Genomic DNA, 19,141 nt, shown 5'->3' on the forward strand with positions numbered 1-19,141 from the left:
TCTTTAAAGACTATACTGGGTATGATGCTTTTGGAGAAGTTCATCATGGATTACCAGAAGAACATCATGAATGGTTTAAAGATCATGGTATAAATGATGTAAATAAAGGAGAGTTCTATTTTGACTTAGATAAAGGTATACATAGACTTAAAAAGGACAATGGTATACATACCAAAAATAGTCCTTTAGGTAAACCTTGGAATAGGGTTTGGGAAGATTGGATGGAAAATCATGAAGAAGCAGGTGCTAGACAAATACTAGAACAATTAGATCATATGGCTGAAAAAGCTGGAATAGAACAATTTAGAGCTAAACCAAAACCTTGGTGGTTAAGCTTATATGATTGAAGGGGAAGATAGATTATGGAACAAAATTTTTATATTTTAAGAAAAGATTATGATAAAAATTATGCAAGAGCAATTTATGAGAAAAACTACACAAAAAGACATATATGTGAATTATGTGGAGGAATAAGAGTAGAAATTCTTTCAAATCTAAAAATATCTTTTAAAGGAAAAAAAGAAGCAGATTACTATAGTATTCCTCAACATTCTATAATAAATGAAAAAATGTATAATGTTCTAAAAGAAGCTAATATAACAGGATTTGATGTTGCAGATATTAATGTAGTTGGATGTTATGATAATAGAGGAAATGAGATAAAATTTAATACTAATGGATTGAAAGAGATGATCGTAAAAGGAAGATGTGGTTATCTGAGAAATATAGATGGAACTTTAATTGATAAGTGTGAAAAATGTGGTAGGCATGACTATAGTAAAGAATATAGAGTTAACGGATTAAGTGTGAATTTAGATGAATGGGATAGGTCAGATATCTTTTGTTTTGAAAATTTAAGAGGATTACCTATAGTAACAGAAAAGGTTAAAAATATACTAGAAAAAGCTAAGATTAAAAATATAACATTTCAAAATATAAAAGAATTTAAATTTGTAGATTAGTTTTTAGTGTTTGTTTGATATTAATGCCTTTGACCTTAGTAAATAAAAAAATTTACTAAGGTCTTCTGCTATTAAAAATACTAAAGGTTAAGTTTAGGTTAGCACTAATTTGTATAGAAAAATAAGAAAGAATAAATTAAAAGTGAGGGATTACAATGAACTGGGATAAATATAAAGAATTATCTAAAAGATGGTGTGAGGAAGGGCGAAAATATGCAGAAGAAACAAATAAATTTGTTGAAAGGGGTATGACAGAAGGTTGGGATGAGGTAGGTAAAGAGCCTAAGGAAACAAGAGAAGATATGGCAAATGAGATAGTTGAAATAATTAAAGAAGCAAATAAATATAATGAAATTGAAAACTTAAGAAATAACTTTCCACCAGCCCATGTGCCTCTAATAGATATTATTGAAAAAGTAGGTCAAGCAATTACATCTGTTTTAATTACGTCAGATGAAAAGATAATCTTTAGAGTGGGGGATTTTTGGGAAAAAGGCAAAGTATTTATAATTGAAAATGATAAGCAGCAAGTTATTGAAGGAGCTTTATATGTTGGATGTTCATACGATAAAAAAATCTATGCAGTTGCTTATAATGATTACATAAGAACTTATGATGGATGGAATGGTAAAATTATAAATACTTTTAATTGGTCAAATAGTACAGAGGGATTTGATAAAACTGATACTGTAGAATTAATTCAACAAGTTCCTTATATAAATCAATTAATACCATTTCCAGATGGCAATAGGGTATTATTGGTAAGTTATAGAGGAATATTTGTGTTAACACCTGAGGAAAACATAAGAATATATCCAGAAGAAGAATATTTGGAAGAAGATGAGGAAATTGAATTATCAATGGTTCATGGAGCTGTATCACCTGATGGTAAATATATAGCAATAGGTGACCAAGATAGTAATCATATAATTTTAGATAGTAATTATGACGAAATAGCTAATATTGTTCCAGAATCATCTTATCCACACTATGCGTTGTTTTCTAAAGATGGGAAAAATATTATTTTTAATTCATGTCATTTTTATAATGGTATAACAACTCAATTTTCTTTAGATGACGTAGAAGATGAGGATGAACTTGAAAATAATGCAATAGAAATAGATGATTTTTGTAGAGTGTATGCTGCTGTTTCAAGAGATGATGAGTATATTTTAGGCGATGCTAATGGCTATATACGAGCATATAGTTTTAAAGGAGAGTTTAGGTGGCAATTTTATCTAGGATCAACTATATCAGGAATGGATATATCTGCTGATGGCAAAAAATTATTAATTGGTACTTATGCTGGAATGCTACATCTTTTAGAACTTGATGCACAAACAGGAAGTGTTTATTCTATTGGGACTGCTAATATTTTAGAGAAAAAAAGATGGATTATATGGAAAGGTGAAGATAAAATATTACAGTGGTAGGAATATATATAGTTGACTTTGTGGACTAAGCAGATTATAAGATTTCTAATAATTTCAATGAGAAATAAATCAATAAAAATTAGATTTATAAAACGTAACATAATAGTGAAGGAATGAGCTTATAAATCTATTACGGTAAAACGATAGTAACGAATATTCAAATGTTACTATCGTTTTTTTGACATGTGTTTTTTATAGAAAAGCCTATGCTATTGGTGTCGGATAACCTTAAGAGGATATTACAAGAGGCTGGACATTTAAGTATGAAAGCCGAATAAAAATAGAAAATGACAATGAAGTTACATTAGTATTTCCAGATGGACACATAGAAACCTTTATAAAAGAAGATAAATGGAAAAATCAATCCACAGAAAGCACAGCAAATGTACTTTTAGATGATAATGAAACAGGCGGCTTTATTTTAAAACTAAAAGATAAAACAATTCATAAGTATGATAAAGCTGGAAAGCTTATTTCTATAAGTGATAGAAATAACAATAGGATGACCATAGACTATGATAGTGAAGGAAATATAAAAAGCATAACATCACCAGGAGGAAAGGAACTTTCCTTTAAGTGTAATTATGGAAAAGTAGTAGAAGTAATAGATAATATAGGAAGAAAAGTAAAGTATGAATATGACAATGATAACCTTGTAAATGTGTTTTATCCAAATGGAGGAGTTTTAACTTATACCTATGAAAACAACTTTATAACAGCTATAACAGATCAAGATGGACATACTTATGTAAAAAATGAATATGATAAATCTGGAAGAGTAGTAAAACAGTTTGACAGAGATGGAAATATAGTAGATGTAGAATACAATGAAAAGGATATGGAAACAACCTTTACCTACCAGGTAACAGGAAAGGTAGAGAGGTTTGTATATAATCGAAAAAACCTAGTTACTAAAGTAATCTATGATGATGGTACTAGTGAAATATATAATTATGATAAATATAATAATAAGGTTAGTGAAACAAACAGAGCAGGAAAAACTACTAATTGGATTTATGACAGTAAGGGAAATCTACTTGAAGAGATACATCCAGGAGGCTACTTTATAAAATATTACTATGATAGTAATGATAACCTTATAAAGAAAGAGACTTCAGGTGGTGGTGAAACTCTCTATAGTTATGATAATAGGGGAAATCTATTAGAAGAGCTTGTTAAAATACAAGATGAAAGCTATGCAAAAACAGCTTTTACCTATGATGAATATGGAAGAATAATTACAAAGACAGACCCGGAAAAGAATACTGTGGAGTTAAAATATGGAGAGAAGCACATTGATAAAGCTACAGTTGTAAAAGACCCTGAAGGAAACATATCAAGATATGAATATGATGCAGCAGGAAGAATGACTGCTGTAACTACAGCTTATGGCACTGTAGAACTGGGATATGATGCTTTAAACAGCAGAACCCATATAACTGATGCTAAAGGTAATGTAACGAGGCTTCTATATGACAAAATGGGAAACATGATAAAGCAGATATTCCCAAATGAGTACGATTATAGTATAGATAACGGTAAGGGTTATGAATTCCGTTATGATGCCTTTGACAGACTTATAAAAACCACAGACCCACTGCAGAGTGTTTTTGCTGTAAAGTATGATGTTTATGGAAATCTAATAAAAGAAATAAATCCAAACTATTATGACAGATATACTGATGATGGTTTAGGAGTAGAATACGAATATGACAGCAGCTGTAGAAGAATAAAAACCATATATCCAACAGGTGGAGTTTACAGGGTAAAATATGATGCAGCAGGTAATATAGTAAAAACCATAGACCCTGTAAATTACAATAAGGAAACAGATGATGGAAAAGGTACAGAGTATGAATATGATGAAAGAAACAGACTTGTAACTATAAAAGACCCGAAGGGCAATGTATCAAGAAGATTTGTTTATGATGAAGAAGATAATATTGTAAAAGAAATAGATGCTAAAGCTTATTTAAGCGGAGATACCGATGAAACCAGATATGGAACACTTTATAAGTATAATATAGCAGGTTGGATGCTTGAAAAAAGAGTGCCTGTAGAAGAAGAATCAGGAAATATAAAATATAATGTAACTCTATATTCTTATGATAAAGCAGGAAGAAGAATAGAGGAGAAAATATCTCCAGAATATGTGGATGAAAATAAATATCCTAAAGAGTGGAATACTATAACTTATGCTTATGATAAAAACAGCAGAATAACAAAAATTACTGATACCACAGGAGCAGAAGTACAGTATGCCTATGATTGCCTTGGAAATAGAATCTTAGAAAGATTAAGGATAAATGCAAATACCTATAAGGTAACTAGATATTACTATAACAGTGTAGGTTTGCTTGAAAAAGTAAGTGAAGAGATAAATGAGGGAGATTTAGCAGAAGAAACCAAAGGAAAAACAGCAGCTAAAACCTTGTATGAGTATGATGGTAATGGAAATATAACAAAGGTAACTACTCCAGAAGGCTATGAAAATATAGTACACTATGATGCTGCGGACAGGCTTGTGGAAATAATAAAGAGAGATCCAAAGGATGAGGATTCTGAAAGAAGTACTAAGTATGAGTATGATAGCGCAGGAAACATCATAAAAGAAACGGACTGTAATGGTAACTCTATCACTTATGAATATGATGCCATGAACAGGCAGACAAAAATAGTAGATAAAAAAGGAGGAGTCACAAGGCTTTACTATGATAAAGCAGGGAATATAGTAAAGCACATAACTCCAGAAAACTACAATGCAGAAAAAGATGATGGAAAAGGTACAAGTTATAGTTATGACAGTATGAATCGTCTTGTAGAAGTAACCAATGCTCTTGGCGTAATTGTACAGAAAAATAAGTACAACGAAGTTGGAGAGCTTATAGAAAAATTAGATGCTTCAAAAACTGGTGTAGAATACAGTTATGACATAGGTGGAAGGGTTAAGGCAGTAGTAACTCCAGGAGCAAAACAAAAAGGTACAGCAAGTCGGCAGTATACCTATGATGCCCTTGGAAATATAATAGGAATAAAAGATGGAGAAGGAAATGAAACCTCTTACAAACTAGACCTTTGGGGAAAAGTAAGGGAAGTACAAAAAGCAGATGGAAGTCGTGAGTGGTATGACTACGATTATATAGGAAATGTAACAAGTACAGTAGATGGAAATGGAAATAAAACAGAGTACACCTATAATAGCTTAAATCTTTTGTCACAAATAAAAGATCCTGCAGGAGAAGTAATGACCTATCAGTATGATAAGCAGGGAAGATTGGCAAGGCATGTTGATAGAAATAAGAATATAATTGAGTATCTCTATAATCAAGATGATAATATAGCAAGTAAGAAAGATGCAATCACAGGCACAGCAGAAGAATATAGGTACAATAAAGATGGAAGTTTAGCTGCAGGTATAAGTGGAGGTAAGGTTTATAATTACACTTACACTCCAAATATGAATCTTAAAAGCAAGAGTATAAATGGAAAAACTGTACTTGAATATAATTACAATAAAGACGGCAATATAACCGCTTTAAGGGACATAACTGGTAGAAAAATAAGCTATAATTATGATATAATTGGAATGTTAAAAGAAGTATGGGATGGTAATAATAAGGCAGCATCCTATGCTTATAATCCAGACAGTACAATAGCAGCTATAAAGTATGGAAATGGAATAAATATAAATTACACACATGATGCCGATAAAAATATAGCAGGAATACTGGCAAAAACTAAAGAGGGTAAAGAGCTTTTAAATCATAAATATTTCTATGATAACAATGGTAATCAAGTTAGAAAAGATGAAGCTGGTAACATAACAAGCTACGCTTATGACTGCTTAAATAGACTGGAGAAAGTAGTATATCCAAATCAGACTGTAGAAGCCTTCGGCTATGATAAGGTAGGAAATAGAATAAAGAGGGCTAAAGATTCTCTTGTTACAAACTACAGTTATGATGTTAGAAATAGACTTACACAAGTAATAGAAGCATCAAATACAGCAGAACAATTAAATACTATAAGTTATCAGTATGATTTACAAGGAAATCTTTTAACTGAAACAGGTAAACTAGGAACTACTAAATATACCTATGACTGCTTTAACAGAACAACTAGTGTACAGAAGTCTGATGGCAGTTATATAAAGAACTACTACAATTCAGAAGGATTAAGAGATAAAGTAGATGAAAATGGTGTATTAAGTAAGTTTGTATTTGATGGTAATAGTGTAGTTACAGAACTTGATGAAAATAACAGTTTAAAAGCAGCAAGTATAAGAGGTATTGAGTTAATATCTCAAGTAGATGGCAAAGATAATAGTTACTACTATTTAAATAACTATCATGGTGACGTTGATGGATTAATTGATATTGCTGGAAATCTAGTAAATAGTTACAGTTATGATGCCTTCGGCAATGCTGTAGAAGCAAATGAACAAGTTAATAACAGATTTAGGTACTCAGGAGAGCAGTATGATTCAGTAACAAATCAATACTATTTGAGATCTAGGTTCTATAATCCTGCAGTTGGTAGATTTATGCAGGAGGATGAGTATAGGGGAGATGGATTAAACCTTTATGCTTATGTAGGGAATAACCCCGTAAATTATGTTGACCCTAGCGGATATGCTTTAACATGTGAGAAGAAAATAGAATTATATAAGAAGTATCCAAATTTATATGAGAATAAGAAGGCTAGGGAAGCTTCCAGATTTAGAGAAACTGAGAATCTTGCTACAAGGAAGTTGTCGAAAGAAGATACAATCGCTACAATAAAATCAACAAGACGATATGTAGAAAAATTGATGAAAAAAACACCAAGAGCACAGCAGCTATTAAAAGATGGTAAGTTTAATGAATATGGAACATATTTTCATAACAGAGTTTTTAAAAGAGTAAGAAGTGCTAATATTGAAGGATTGGAGATTGATAAAACAATTATTAAACCAGGAACATCTGGTGGAAAAGGTAATATTCGCAGACCAGATTTTCAGTGGAAGAGGGATACTGAAGAGTACGATATATGGGATTTAAAACCTAATGGTTATGATTGGCCAAGTACACAACAATATGAAAATATAGTAAAGTGGACTAACATAATTCCTACACAATTTAATTACAATAGATAAGGAAGTGGAAATAATGGAGTTTAAAGATTTAAAAAATCAACCGTTATATGATGTAAGGATAGGAGTAATGTTTTATTTCTACCAGAATCCAAACAAATGTAAAAGAATCATAAAAGAACTTTTCACAGATTTTTGTGAGTTAACACACCCTAATTTTAAATATTATAGTTATAGCACTGCTATATTAAAGAAACTGAATATGGATGGAATAGAATATTTTAATAAAACAATTGATGAATCAGATTTTGATACAACTCTTAGTTTATCATTAACAGATGCAACAAAAGATACTTTACAAAATGTTAAAATCCAATTTATGCTTGAAAATATTAGAGAAGAGTATCCTTGTAAGATGCCTAATAGAATGTATTTTGAATGTACACCAGAGATATATTGGGAAGAGTTAGTACACTTTATTCGCAGGTCATTTTATAGTATGACATATCATTATGTATGTTGTAATTATGTAATGGGAATAAATGACCATTTATTACCTAAAAGTGTTTCTCAAGCAGCAAAAGTTTTGAGAACTACTAATACGATTAATGATAGATATTCTATACTATATAATCCGTATTTTTTAAGAGAAATTAATAAAGGTATAGATGGACCAAATTTAATACAAGTGTTATCGGAGAAAATATATGATAAAATTGGATTTGATGCTATAATGGATGCAAATGAGAAAGGACATTTAACCTACGAGTTAGGTGAAGATTATATTATGCTAAATCTATTACAAGATAAATGGCCTGAAAATGATGAAGAACTTCTTGAGAGATATAAGAAATTATATAAATTACTTAAACCAATAGTAGTTGATATAAAAAAGCCTCAAATGTATTGGAAACCAGATGAATGGGAAAAATGGAGAAAGCGTTTTGAATAGATCAGGTAACAAGTTATTAAATACATGTGACTTATATTAATGTTCTAAAATTAAAAATATAATTTATCTTATGCTGCAAATTAGTTTAAGAATGAAAGGCTAATTTGCAGTTTGTTTTGCATAAAAAGCTTTTTGATAAAAAAGCAGACGGTAGCCGGAGAAGGATTAATTAGTATGAATTTGTTGGATGTAGCTGGAGAAAAATCTACAAAATAAAATTGTAAATAGTAACAGTATTATGTTTAGAATCTCGATATCATATGTTCCGATTAGGGTTTAATTTAGAAATGAAATTAAGCTTACCAATACAACCTACAAGAAAATCTTCTAGAAAAAAGAAGCAAACAAGATATTACAAAGTACACTTATGATTGCTTCAACCGTACAACTAGTGTTCAAAAACAAGACGGTAGTTATATTAAAAACTTCTATAATCCAGAAGGTTTAAGAAGTGAAATAGATGAAAATGGAGTAGTAAGTAAGTTTGTATTTGATAGAGGTAGTGTAGTAACAGAACTTGATGAAGAGGATAAATTAAAGGCGGCAAGTATAAGAGGAATTGAACTAATATCTCAAAGAGACAGTAAGGATAATAGTTACTACTATTTAAATAACTATCATGGTGACGTTGATGGATTAACTGATATTGCTGGAAATTTGGTAAATAGTTACAGTTATGATGCCTTTGGTAATACAATAGAAGCTAAAGAACAAGTTCATAATAGATTTAGGTATTCGGGAGAACAGTTTGACCCAATAACGAATCAGTACTATTTAAGGGCTAGGTTCTATAATCCTGTGGTAGGAAGATTTACACAGGAGGATGAATACAGGGGTGATGGGCTTAATCTATATGCTTATGTAGCTAATAATCCTATAAATTATGTTGATCCTAGTGGATATGCATTAACATGTGAAAGGAAAATAGAGTTATATAAGAAGTATCCTAACGTATACAAAAATATATTTGAAAGTAGGCAGGCAAGGGAGGCCTCTAATTTCAGAGGGAACAAAGAAAATCGAGGCAACACAAAAAACTATACTCCTGTTGAATATAAAGGAACAGTAAGGGTTAATGGAGAAAGAAGAGATGTAAGTAGAAGGGTATATCAAAGCAATGAAATTGATTGGTTTACTAAGGGGAAAGATGGATTAACAAATTTAGAACGTGCTAAGGCGGGAAATGCTCCAATTGATGCTAATCGAAGGCAATTCGAACTTCATCATTTAGTGCAAATGGAATCAGGCCCAATGATAGAATTACCTTATAGTAAACATCAAGAAGAATATTATAATATATTACATGGATTACTATATGAGCCAAGTTATCCTAAGCTAACGGACTTGAATAATTTGGGACCTTTAATAAATAAATCGTTAGAAGAGATACAAGAAATAAGAGATATAAGAAGAAATTTAAAAAGAGCAAGTTTTAGAAGTAATGATGTTTTAGATAAGCAATATAATAATTTTAGAAAAGCTTATTGGAAATCAAGAGCAAAAAATATATTAGATTATATATGGAATGAATAATTAATACTATATTATTAGGAGGTTTAATATGGATAAAAAAAATGAAATATCTAAAATTATTTCTGATACCAAGGAGGACTGTTATTTTACGGGCAGGGTTGGCGTTGAAAAGATCTCACAGATTGAAGATGCTTTAAAGGTTACACTTCCAGAGAGCTATAAATGGTTTCTTAGTAATTATGGTCATATTTTAATTATGGGGATAGAGGTATTTGGGGTATCGAAAGGTGATATTCTATCTTGTGTAGAAGCTACGGAAAGATATAGGAAAATAGGTTTACCAGAACATTTTGTTGTAATCGAAAATTGTGATGAATGGATATATTGTTTAGATACATCTAGGATGGAAAATGGTGAGTGTCCAGTTGTAGATTGGGATAGAATTGATGGGGCTGGTCCGAAAAAACATGGGAACTTTTGTGATTTTTTTTATAAACAACTTGAAGAAGCTGTTGAAGATTGGGAAGATGATTGGGAATAAAGTTATTTTGGGTAAGTTACAATTCTTATAAAATGTTAGATATATAATAGCAAACAATAACTTCCAGTTATTGTTATGACCTCAGAGGTTATAACAGAAACTGGAAGTTTCTATTTAATGTGCAGGGTGAGCTTGTGAAACTTCATCTTAACATAGATAAAGAGCAAACTACCTCAAAGGCATATTGGTTTCCCTTTGCACCACCAACAGGAAATGTAATGTACTGTATGCCTAAAACAGGCACCTATGCAAGGCTTTATTTTCCAGATGAAACAGGAGACAATGCAACGGCTCTAGGCTGTATACGTAAAAACGGAGGCAGCTGCCAAAAGACAGGAAACCCAGATAACCGCTATTTTGGAACAGAACATGGAAGTGAGCTGGAGATTACTCCAGGTGCAATAAATATAGTAGGCGGATGTAAAGAACCTTTAAAGCTAAGTATAGATGATGCTTTAGGTGTTACATTAAAGAGCCATAAAAAGTTAAAGCTTAATGCAGATGATGACATATGCTTTTATACACCAAAGCGAATAGTAATTACAGGACAAAGTCAGGTTTTAGCAAAGAAAAGTAGTATGACAAGTGGTCTATCTGTAGAAAGCGAATATCACTTTTTAGGCGGTGATGTTATTACAGAGGGAACGGATAGAGCAACATATCCACCATTTGATGATGAGCCGAAACAGGGGCAGCCACCGCCACCACCAAAGCCTGTAGAAAAACCTAAGTTTAACTGGGGTAAACTGGCACTTAACGTGCTTGGAGGACTTGCTGTAGTAGCAGCAGTAGCTGCCGTTGCAGTGTTAACTGTTGCAACTCTTGGAGCAGGAGCCGTAGTTATAGGAGCCGTTGCAACCTGTGCAGTCATTGGGGGTACAGCAGCGGTAGCCAGCAAAGCAGTTTCAGATATAAAGCGAGGAGAGGTAAGCAACTTTAGCTCCTATGCCGGTGCCGCCGCCAGAGAGACCTTCATTGGGGCAGTATCGGGAGCAATCTTTGGACCCTTTGGTGCTGCAAGTGGATTGGCAGGAAAAGCAATTATAGGAGGAATAACGAATGCCTTTGAAAGTTGCATGAGACAAAAAATGGAAAATGGAAAGATTAATCCATGGACAGTGTTAACGGATGCAGGAATCGGTGCTGCTACAGCAGGACTGTTTCACGGCGGAAGTAAATTAATTAGCTCAGCAGCTCCTTGGATTCAGAAAGGTGCAGGCAAAGTACTTGGTGAAGAAGTTTTGGGTGTCCTAGGAAGCGGTGCAAAAAAGCTTGAAAAAGCCTTTGAAGCGGTAGGGGAAAGTGTAAATAAGCTTGGTAAATTTGGAAATGAATTTGGGGAAAAATATTTAGGCAACGTGCAAAAGATTGCTAAGAATGCTGGAAATGCATATGTGGATGCTGGGACTAAGGCTTTAAGTAAAATAGATAAAGCAGGAAATATGATTAAAGACAAAATAGTAAAACTAATTGACCCTGTAAATGGAGCTACAGGAGCCTTCTATTTAGAATCAACAGACCTTATTGTGGAAGACAGGGGACTAGGTATAGACATAAGAAGAACCTATAACTCAAATGACACAAGTATAGGGCCTATGGGAAGAGGCTGGACATTTGAATACGAAAGCCGCATAGAAAAAGAAAGTGATAACGAAGTAATATTAGTATATCCAGATAGCCATATAGAAAACTTTATAAAAGAAGAAGGCAAATGGAAAAATCAATCCACGGAAAGCACGGCTAATATGCTTTTAGATGATAATGAAACTGGTGGGTTTATTTTAAAACTAAAGGATAAAACAACCTATAAGTATAATAAAGATGGAAATCTTACTTTTATAAGTGATAGGAATAATAACAAAATAACTATAGACTATGATGATAATGGCAATATAAAAACCATGACCTCACCAGGAGGAAAGGTACTTTACTTCAAATACAATTATGGGAAAATAATAGAAATAGCAGATAACATAGAGAGAAAAGTAACATATGAGTATGACGGTGATAACCTTATAAATGTGTATTTTGCAAATGAAGGAGTTTTCACATACACCTATGAAAATAATCTACTGATAACTGTAACAGATATGGCAGGGAATACATATGTAAAAAATGTATATGATGGCCGTGCCAGAGTAATAAAGCAGTATGATCGTGAAGGAAATATAGCACATGTAAATTATAATGATAAGGACATGGAAAATACCTTCACCTATGAAGCAACAGGTTTAGTAGAAAAATATAAATATAATCGTAAAAACTTTATTACAGAAAGAATATATAGTGATGATACAAAAGAAGTTTGGACTTATGATAAATATGATAATAAAGCTAGTGAAACAGATAGAGCAGGAAAAACAATTCATAGGGTTTATGATAGTAGAGGAAACTTACTTGAAGAAGTACATCCAGGTGGTTACAAAGTAAATAATTACTATGATAGTAATGACAGTCTTATAAAAACAGAAACCTCTGGAGGTGGAGAAACTCTTTATAATTATGATGACAGGGGCAATCTTGTAGAAGAACTTATTAAAATACAAGATGGAAGTTATTCAAAAACAAGTTACACTTATGATGAATATGGAAGAATGATTAAAAGGAAAGACCCAGAAAAGAATACTACTAGATTTAAATATGGCAACAAGGATTTTGATGAGGCTACAACAATAGAAGACCCAGAGGGAAATATATTCAGTTATAAATATGATAAAGCAGGAAGAATGACATTTATAACAAGCTCTTATGGCACTGTAGAATTTGGTTATAATGCTTTAAATAGAAAGACACACATAATTGATGCAAAAGGTAATATAACAAGATTAATGTATGACAAGATGGGAAACTTGATAAAAAAGGTTCTTCCAAATGAATACAATTCATATACAGACAATGGTTTAGGCTATGAGTATCGCTATGATGCAATGGATAGGCTTATAAAAACTACAGACCCAATACAAAATATTTTTGCAGTAAAGTATAATGTACATGGTAACTTAGTTAAAGAAATAAATCCTAACTATTATGACAGAGCTGTAAATGATGGGTTAGGTGTGGAATATGAGTATGATGAAAATGATAGAAGAATAAAAACTATATACCCAACAGGTGGAATATATAGAGTAAAATATGATATTTCAGGAAATATGATAAAGACAATAGATCCTGTAAATTACAATGAAGAAACAGATGATGGAAAAGGTACAGAGTATGAATATGATGAAAGAAACAGACTTGTAACTATAAAAGACCCAGAGGGAAATGTATCAAGAAGATTTATCTATGACGAAGCAGGCAGAATAATAAAAGAAATAGATGCTAAAGGATATCTAAGTGCAAATAGTGATGAAACTAGATATGGAACACTTTATAAATACAATACTGCAGGGTGGATGCTTGAAAAAAGAGTGCCTGTAGAAAAAGAGTCAGGAAATATAAAATATAATGTAACCTTATATTCTTACGATAAAGCAGGAAGTAGAATAGAAGAGAAAATATCTCCGGAATATGTGGACGAGAATAAGTATCCTAAAGAATGGAACACAATAACTTATATTTATGATAAAAATAGCAGAATAACAAAAATAACTGATACTACAGGATCAGAAATACAATATGCTTATGATTGTCTTGGAAATAAAACTTTAGAAAGAGCTAGAATAAATGCTAATACTTATAAAGTAAAAAGATACTATTACAACAGCATAGGCTGGCTGGAAAAAATAAGTGAAGAGATAAATGAAGGAGATTTAGCAGAAGAGACAAAAGGAAAGACAGCAGCTAAGACTTTATATGAGTATGATGGAAATGGTAATATAACGAAGGTAACAACTCCAGAAGGTTACGAAAACATAGTTCGTTATGATGCTGCAGATAGACTTGTGGAGATTGTACGAAGAGATTCAAAGGATGAAGAGTCTAAAAGAAGCACAACCTATGAATATGACAGTGCTGGAAACATCATAAAAGAAACAGATTGTAATGGTTACTCTATTATCTATGAATATGATGCTATGAACAGGCAGACAAAGATTATAGATAAAGAAGGTGGAGTGACAAGATTATTCTATGATGCAGCAGGAAACATAATAAAACATGTGACTCCAGAAAACTATGACCCTGAAAAAGATGATGGAAAAGGTACAAGCTATAACTATGACAGCATGAATCGTCTAGTAGAAGTAACTAATGCTCTTGGTGTAATTGTGCAGAAAAATAAGTACAACGAAGTTGGAGAGCTTATAGAAAAATTAGATGCCTCAAAAACTGGTGTAGAGTATAGCTATGACATAGGGGGAAGAATAAGACATATAATAACTCCAGGGGCAAAAGAAAAAGGAAAGATAAGCCAACAATACAGATATGATGCACTTGGAAATGTTACTGCTATAAAAGATGGAGAAGATAATGAAACTTTCTACAGTTTAGATTTATGGGGAAAAGTAAAAGAAGTACAGAAGGCTGATGGAAGCCGTGAGTGGTATGATTACGACTATGCAGGAAATGTAACAGCCACAGTAGATGATAATGGGAATAAAACAGAATACACATATAACAGCTTAAATCTTTTAACGCAGATAAAAGATCCAGCAGGAGATGTAATGACCTATCAGTATGATAAACAAGGAAGACTTGCAAAACATATTGATAGAAATAAGAATATAATTGAGTATCTGTATAATCAAGATGATAACGTAATAAGTAGAAGAGATGCAGTTACAGGTATTGCAGAGAAATATAGATATAACAAAGATGGAAGTTTAGCTGCAGGTATAAGTGAAGGAAAAGTCTATAACTACACTTACACTCCAAACATGAATCTCAAAACTAAAGCTGTAAATGGAAAAACTGTGCTTGAATATAACTACAATAAAGATGGTAATATAACAGTTCTAAAGGACATAACTGGTAGAAAAGTAAATTACAAATATGATATAATTGGAATGTTAAAAGAGGTATGGGATGGCAACCAACAGGCAGCTTCTTATACTTATAATCCAGATAGTACAATAGCTGCTATAAAGTATGGTAATGGAATAAACATACAGTATAATCACGATGTAGACAAAAATATATCAGAAATATTAGCTAAAACAAAAGAAGGCAAGGAGCTTTTAAATCATAGGTACTTCTATGATAATAATGGAAATCAAGTTAGAAAAGATGAAGGTGAAAACGTAACAAGCTACAGTTATGATCGCCTGAATAGACTGGAGAAGGTAGTATATCCAAATGAAAGCATAGAAGCCTTTAGCTATGATAAGGTAGGAAATAGAGTAAAGAGAACATTAGACTCCCAAGCAACAAACTATATTTACGACAGTAGAAACAGATTAATATCATTAATTGAAGGCAATGAGTTAACATCTTTTGAGTATGACAATCAAGGAAATCTTCTAGAAGAAAGAAGCAAACAAGATACTATAAAATATACTTATGATTGCTTCAATCGTAATACTGGTGTACAAAAATATGATGGAAGCTATATTAAAAACTTCTATAATCCAGAAGGATTAAGAAGTGAAATAGATGAAAATGGTATAGTAAGTGAGTTTGTATTTGATAGAGGGAATATAATAACAGAGCTTGATGCAGAAGATAGTCTAAAAGTAGCAAGTATAAGAGGTATTGAGTTAATATCTCAAAGAGACAACAAGGATAATAGCTATTATTATTTAAATAACTATCACGGTGATGTTGTTAATTTAACTAATATATCAGGTAACATAGTAAACTCTTATTCTTATGATGCCTTCGGCAATACCTTAGAAGCAAATGAACAAGTTCATAATAGGTTCAGATATTCAGGAGAGCAGTATGATCCAATAAATAACCAATATTATCTGAGATCTAGGTTCTATAATCCTGTTGTAGGTAGATTTACTCAGGAAGATGTTTATAGAGGTGATGGACTTAATCTTTATGCTTATGTAGGGAATAATCCTATAAACTATATAGATCCGAGTGGATATGGGAAATGTAAGAGTGAGAACATATTTGGGGAGGCTGAAGCTAAGCCATTTATTAATGGAATGAGTCCAGAAGAGGCTGCAAGATATAAAGAGTACTGGTATAATTCATATTCACAGGACTATGCCAATGTTGTAAATACTAATAAGCCGTGGAAGTGGAGGAACATACCAGGAGGTGATAGCCTTACAGCAGCAGATAAGGTAGCTATTAAGAATAAGGCTGTTGAGCAAGGGCTGATTCCAGAAATACAAATGAAGCCAGGAACAAGATATGCAGATTTTCAAGGTGCTGGAGTAGTTCTAAGAACAGAACCATTGCCAGAAAATTTATGGAAAGCTAGGGATAAGGAACAATTTGATTACCTTGATGAGTTGATAGGTGGACGTCCAGAAGGAACCACTTGGAACCACTCAGAAATTCCAGCACAAATGGAACTTGTTCCGTTCGGTATACACAATGTGACGAATCATATAGGAGGACGAAGTTCAGGCCACTGGGCATATCGTCCTGGAGGAAGATAAAAGGTTGGAGGATTAACAGTTATGAAAATAAAAGCAGATAGCATTATTTTACCATTACCTGATGATGAAGTGATAAGTTCATTCGAAGAGTATTGTAGAGTAGAACTACCTAAAGAATACAAAGAATTTTTGAAGGTAAATAATGGTGCCATACCTCAAACAAATATTTTCAATTATGGAGGTAGAGAGTATTTAATTGAACGATTTTTATGCTTATTAGAATCACCAGAATCAGACGAGACGTATGGATGGTATGATTTAGAGGTTGTATTATCTCAAATTGATACAAGACTAACTGATGATGAAAATTTAGTTGGAGCGAATGTTATTCCTTTTGCGGCATTGTTTGCAGGTGACTTTGTATGTTTAGATTTCAGAGATGATAAAAAACCTTCTATTTCAGTATGGTTTCATGAAGAATCGGATGATTTCAAACCTGTTACTATTAAAGTAGCAGAAAGTTTTGTTGAATTTCTGAAAAAGCTGAGAGAATAATCTAACTAAAAAATTTGTTAAATTTAGCTGCAAAAATATTTATGAAATCATAACAAAGTATTCAATAGAGTTTGTATAGGTATTTGAACACATAAGATACTGAACAATTATCATAATATAGTGAGCGTAACGAAAATAAAAATCAAATATATATCAAGTAATAATGAAGGCTAACGCTGATACAAAAGGCGTTAGTCTTTTTTCTACGCCTAAAATATTGAAAGGAGTAAAGAAAGATGAGATGCCAATTCAATTTGATATAAAGGAAAAAAGCAGCAGTGAATATATAGATTTTATAGAAAAGCCTGTACCTTTGGTATCAGATAATCTTAAGAAGCTGTTGCAAAAATATGATAAGAAAATCTTCTTTAAACCTATAGTACTTTGCGACAGAAAACAAGAAAAACAAGATTTATACTGGCTTATGGTTCCAGACAGCATAGATTGCCTATCAGATAAAAGTGAATTTAACAAAGACGGAACATTGAAAAGGCTTGTTATAGATAAAAAGAAAGTAGGAAATTTTAAAATATTTAAAGTTAACGGAATTATTGAGGATTTAATGCTGGTAAGACTTGATGCAGCTGAAAGTATTCTAAGAAGAGACTTTACGGGCATTAAGCTAAAAAAAGTAGAAAAGGAAAATTAAAAGGAGGAATGCATAATGCAGGAACCACAAATTGTTAGTGGTGAAGGAGAAGAGAAAAGTTATGTGGTGGCAGGAGCTAAACTAAAATGCACCTGCGGCAGCAGAAAAAGTAAATTAAGAGTACCTTCAAGTCATGGAGTATACATAAAAGATAAGGCACAGTTAAATGTAATGGACTATAAGCCTGGAGTAAACATTACTACTTTTGGCATTTGCAAAAGTCCTAAGAATCCTTTAGTAGATACCTTTGAATCCTGTAAACCTATATTAAACATGCCTTGGACAAATGGGAAAAATGAGGTATTAGTGGAAAATGCGCCAGCTCTGCTTAATACATCCACAAATAAATGTATCTATGATGGTACCATAATCATTGAAGACGACGGTCAATAAAGTGAAACTTGACTCAGATGGGGTTTTGACCCCACCTGAGTCCTAGTTGAACGAATCCAGGGACGTAGCCGCTCTTTACTCCCACTTTGGAGAAGATGGGAGTATTAGAGCGGGTAGTCATCGGATAAACGGAAAATATTGTATAGGGGGGTATGATGTGGAAGGTAATAATACTATAACCTATGGAAATATAAGCTTAGTATGTCCATATGAAATTCAAAGTATGATTGAATTAAAAATTATAAAAGAAGTAAACAATCATTCTAAATTGTATTTTACAGGAATAATTCCAGAAGAAAAAAAAGACGAATATATAAGCATAGCTACTTCAAAGGATAAAATAGAAGTAAATCTGCTATCTAACGGCAGCGTAGTAAGAGCTCTTTTTAAAGGACTTGTTTCAAATATAAAAGTTAAAGCTGTAAATAATATATATTATCTAGAAGTAGAAGGAGTATCCTGTACCTATGACTTAGATGTAAAGCTAAAGTGCAGGTCTTTTCAAAATAAGAATATGTCTTATACAGAACTGATAGAAAAGGTTCTTTCTAGTTATGCTGGAGCAGACTATATGAATCTAGCAGCAGAGGGTAAAAACCTTGGTAGGTTTGTACTGCAGTATAATGAAACGGACTGGCAGTTTTTAAAAAGAATAGCCTCCTATAATGGATATGT

12 protein-coding genes are annotated in these 19,141 nt (G+C 32.3%); all 12 read left to right on the forward strand.

Annotated features, from left to right (window positions below; translation table 11 throughout):
• Positions 1–347 (forward strand): hypothetical protein (locus tag HGI79_RS20190; RefSeq protein ID WP_207725858.1); only part of this gene is annotated, 347 nt, incomplete at its 5' end.
• 15 nt (positions 348–362) lie between these two features.
• On the forward strand, positions 363–962 hold the full coding sequence (locus HGI79_RS20195) for a hypothetical protein (protein WP_185652475.1): 600 nt from the start codon (positions 363–365) through the stop codon (positions 960–962).
• 155 nt (positions 963–1,117) lie between these two features.
• On the forward strand, positions 1,118–2,395 hold the full coding sequence (locus HGI79_RS20200) for a hypothetical protein (protein ID WP_185652476.1): 1,278 nt from the start codon (positions 1,118–1,120) through the stop codon (positions 2,393–2,395).
• A gap of 442 nt (positions 2,396–2,837) precedes the next feature.
• A complete protein-coding gene (locus tag HGI79_RS23575) occupies positions 2,838–7,529 on the forward strand; it encodes an RHS repeat-associated core domain-containing protein (protein WP_313885243.1) in 4,692 nt (1,563 codons plus the stop codon).
• Positions 7,530–7,542: 13 nt separating this feature from the next.
• Positions 7,543–8,418 (forward strand): hypothetical protein, encoded by an 876-nt coding sequence (locus HGI79_RS20210; protein WP_185652478.1) that lies wholly within the window; start codon positions 7,543–7,545, stop codon positions 8,416–8,418.
• 657 nt (positions 8,419–9,075) lie between these two features.
• Positions 9,076–9,951, forward strand: coding sequence for an RHS repeat-associated core domain-containing protein (locus HGI79_RS22535; protein ID WP_207725859.1), 876 nt, complete (start codon positions 9,076–9,078; stop codon positions 9,949–9,951).
• 28 nt (positions 9,952–9,979) lie between these two features.
• Positions 9,980–10,432, forward strand: a complete 453-nt coding sequence (locus HGI79_RS20220) for an SMI1/KNR4 family protein (RefSeq protein WP_185652479.1) — start codon at positions 9,980–9,982, stop codon at positions 10,430–10,432.
• A gap of 134 nt (positions 10,433–10,566) precedes the next feature.
• Positions 10,567–16,929: an RHS repeat-associated core domain-containing protein gene (locus tag HGI79_RS20225; RefSeq protein WP_185652480.1), complete on the forward strand. Its 6,363-nt coding sequence runs from the start codon at positions 10,567–10,569 to the stop codon at positions 16,927–16,929.
• Positions 16,930–16,950: 21 nt separating this feature from the next.
• On the forward strand, positions 16,951–17,424 hold the full coding sequence (locus HGI79_RS20230) for an SMI1/KNR4 family protein (protein WP_185652481.1): 474 nt from the start codon (positions 16,951–16,953) through the stop codon (positions 17,422–17,424).
• Positions 17,425–17,587: 163 nt separating this feature from the next.
• On the forward strand, positions 17,588–18,073 hold the full coding sequence (locus HGI79_RS20235) for a serine protease (protein ID WP_185652482.1): 486 nt from the start codon (positions 17,588–17,590) through the stop codon (positions 18,071–18,073).
• 15 nt (positions 18,074–18,088) lie between these two features.
• Positions 18,089–18,466, forward strand: coding sequence for a DUF4280 domain-containing protein (locus tag HGI79_RS20240; protein WP_185652483.1), 378 nt, complete (start codon positions 18,089–18,091; stop codon positions 18,464–18,466).
• Between the two features lie 157 nt (positions 18,467–18,623).
• A partial coding sequence (locus tag HGI79_RS20245) for a contractile injection system protein, VgrG/Pvc8 family (protein WP_313885242.1) occupies positions 18,624–19,141 on the forward strand: 518 nt, incomplete at its 3' end.

This window comes from Clostridium sp. DJ247, assembly GCF_014231265.1.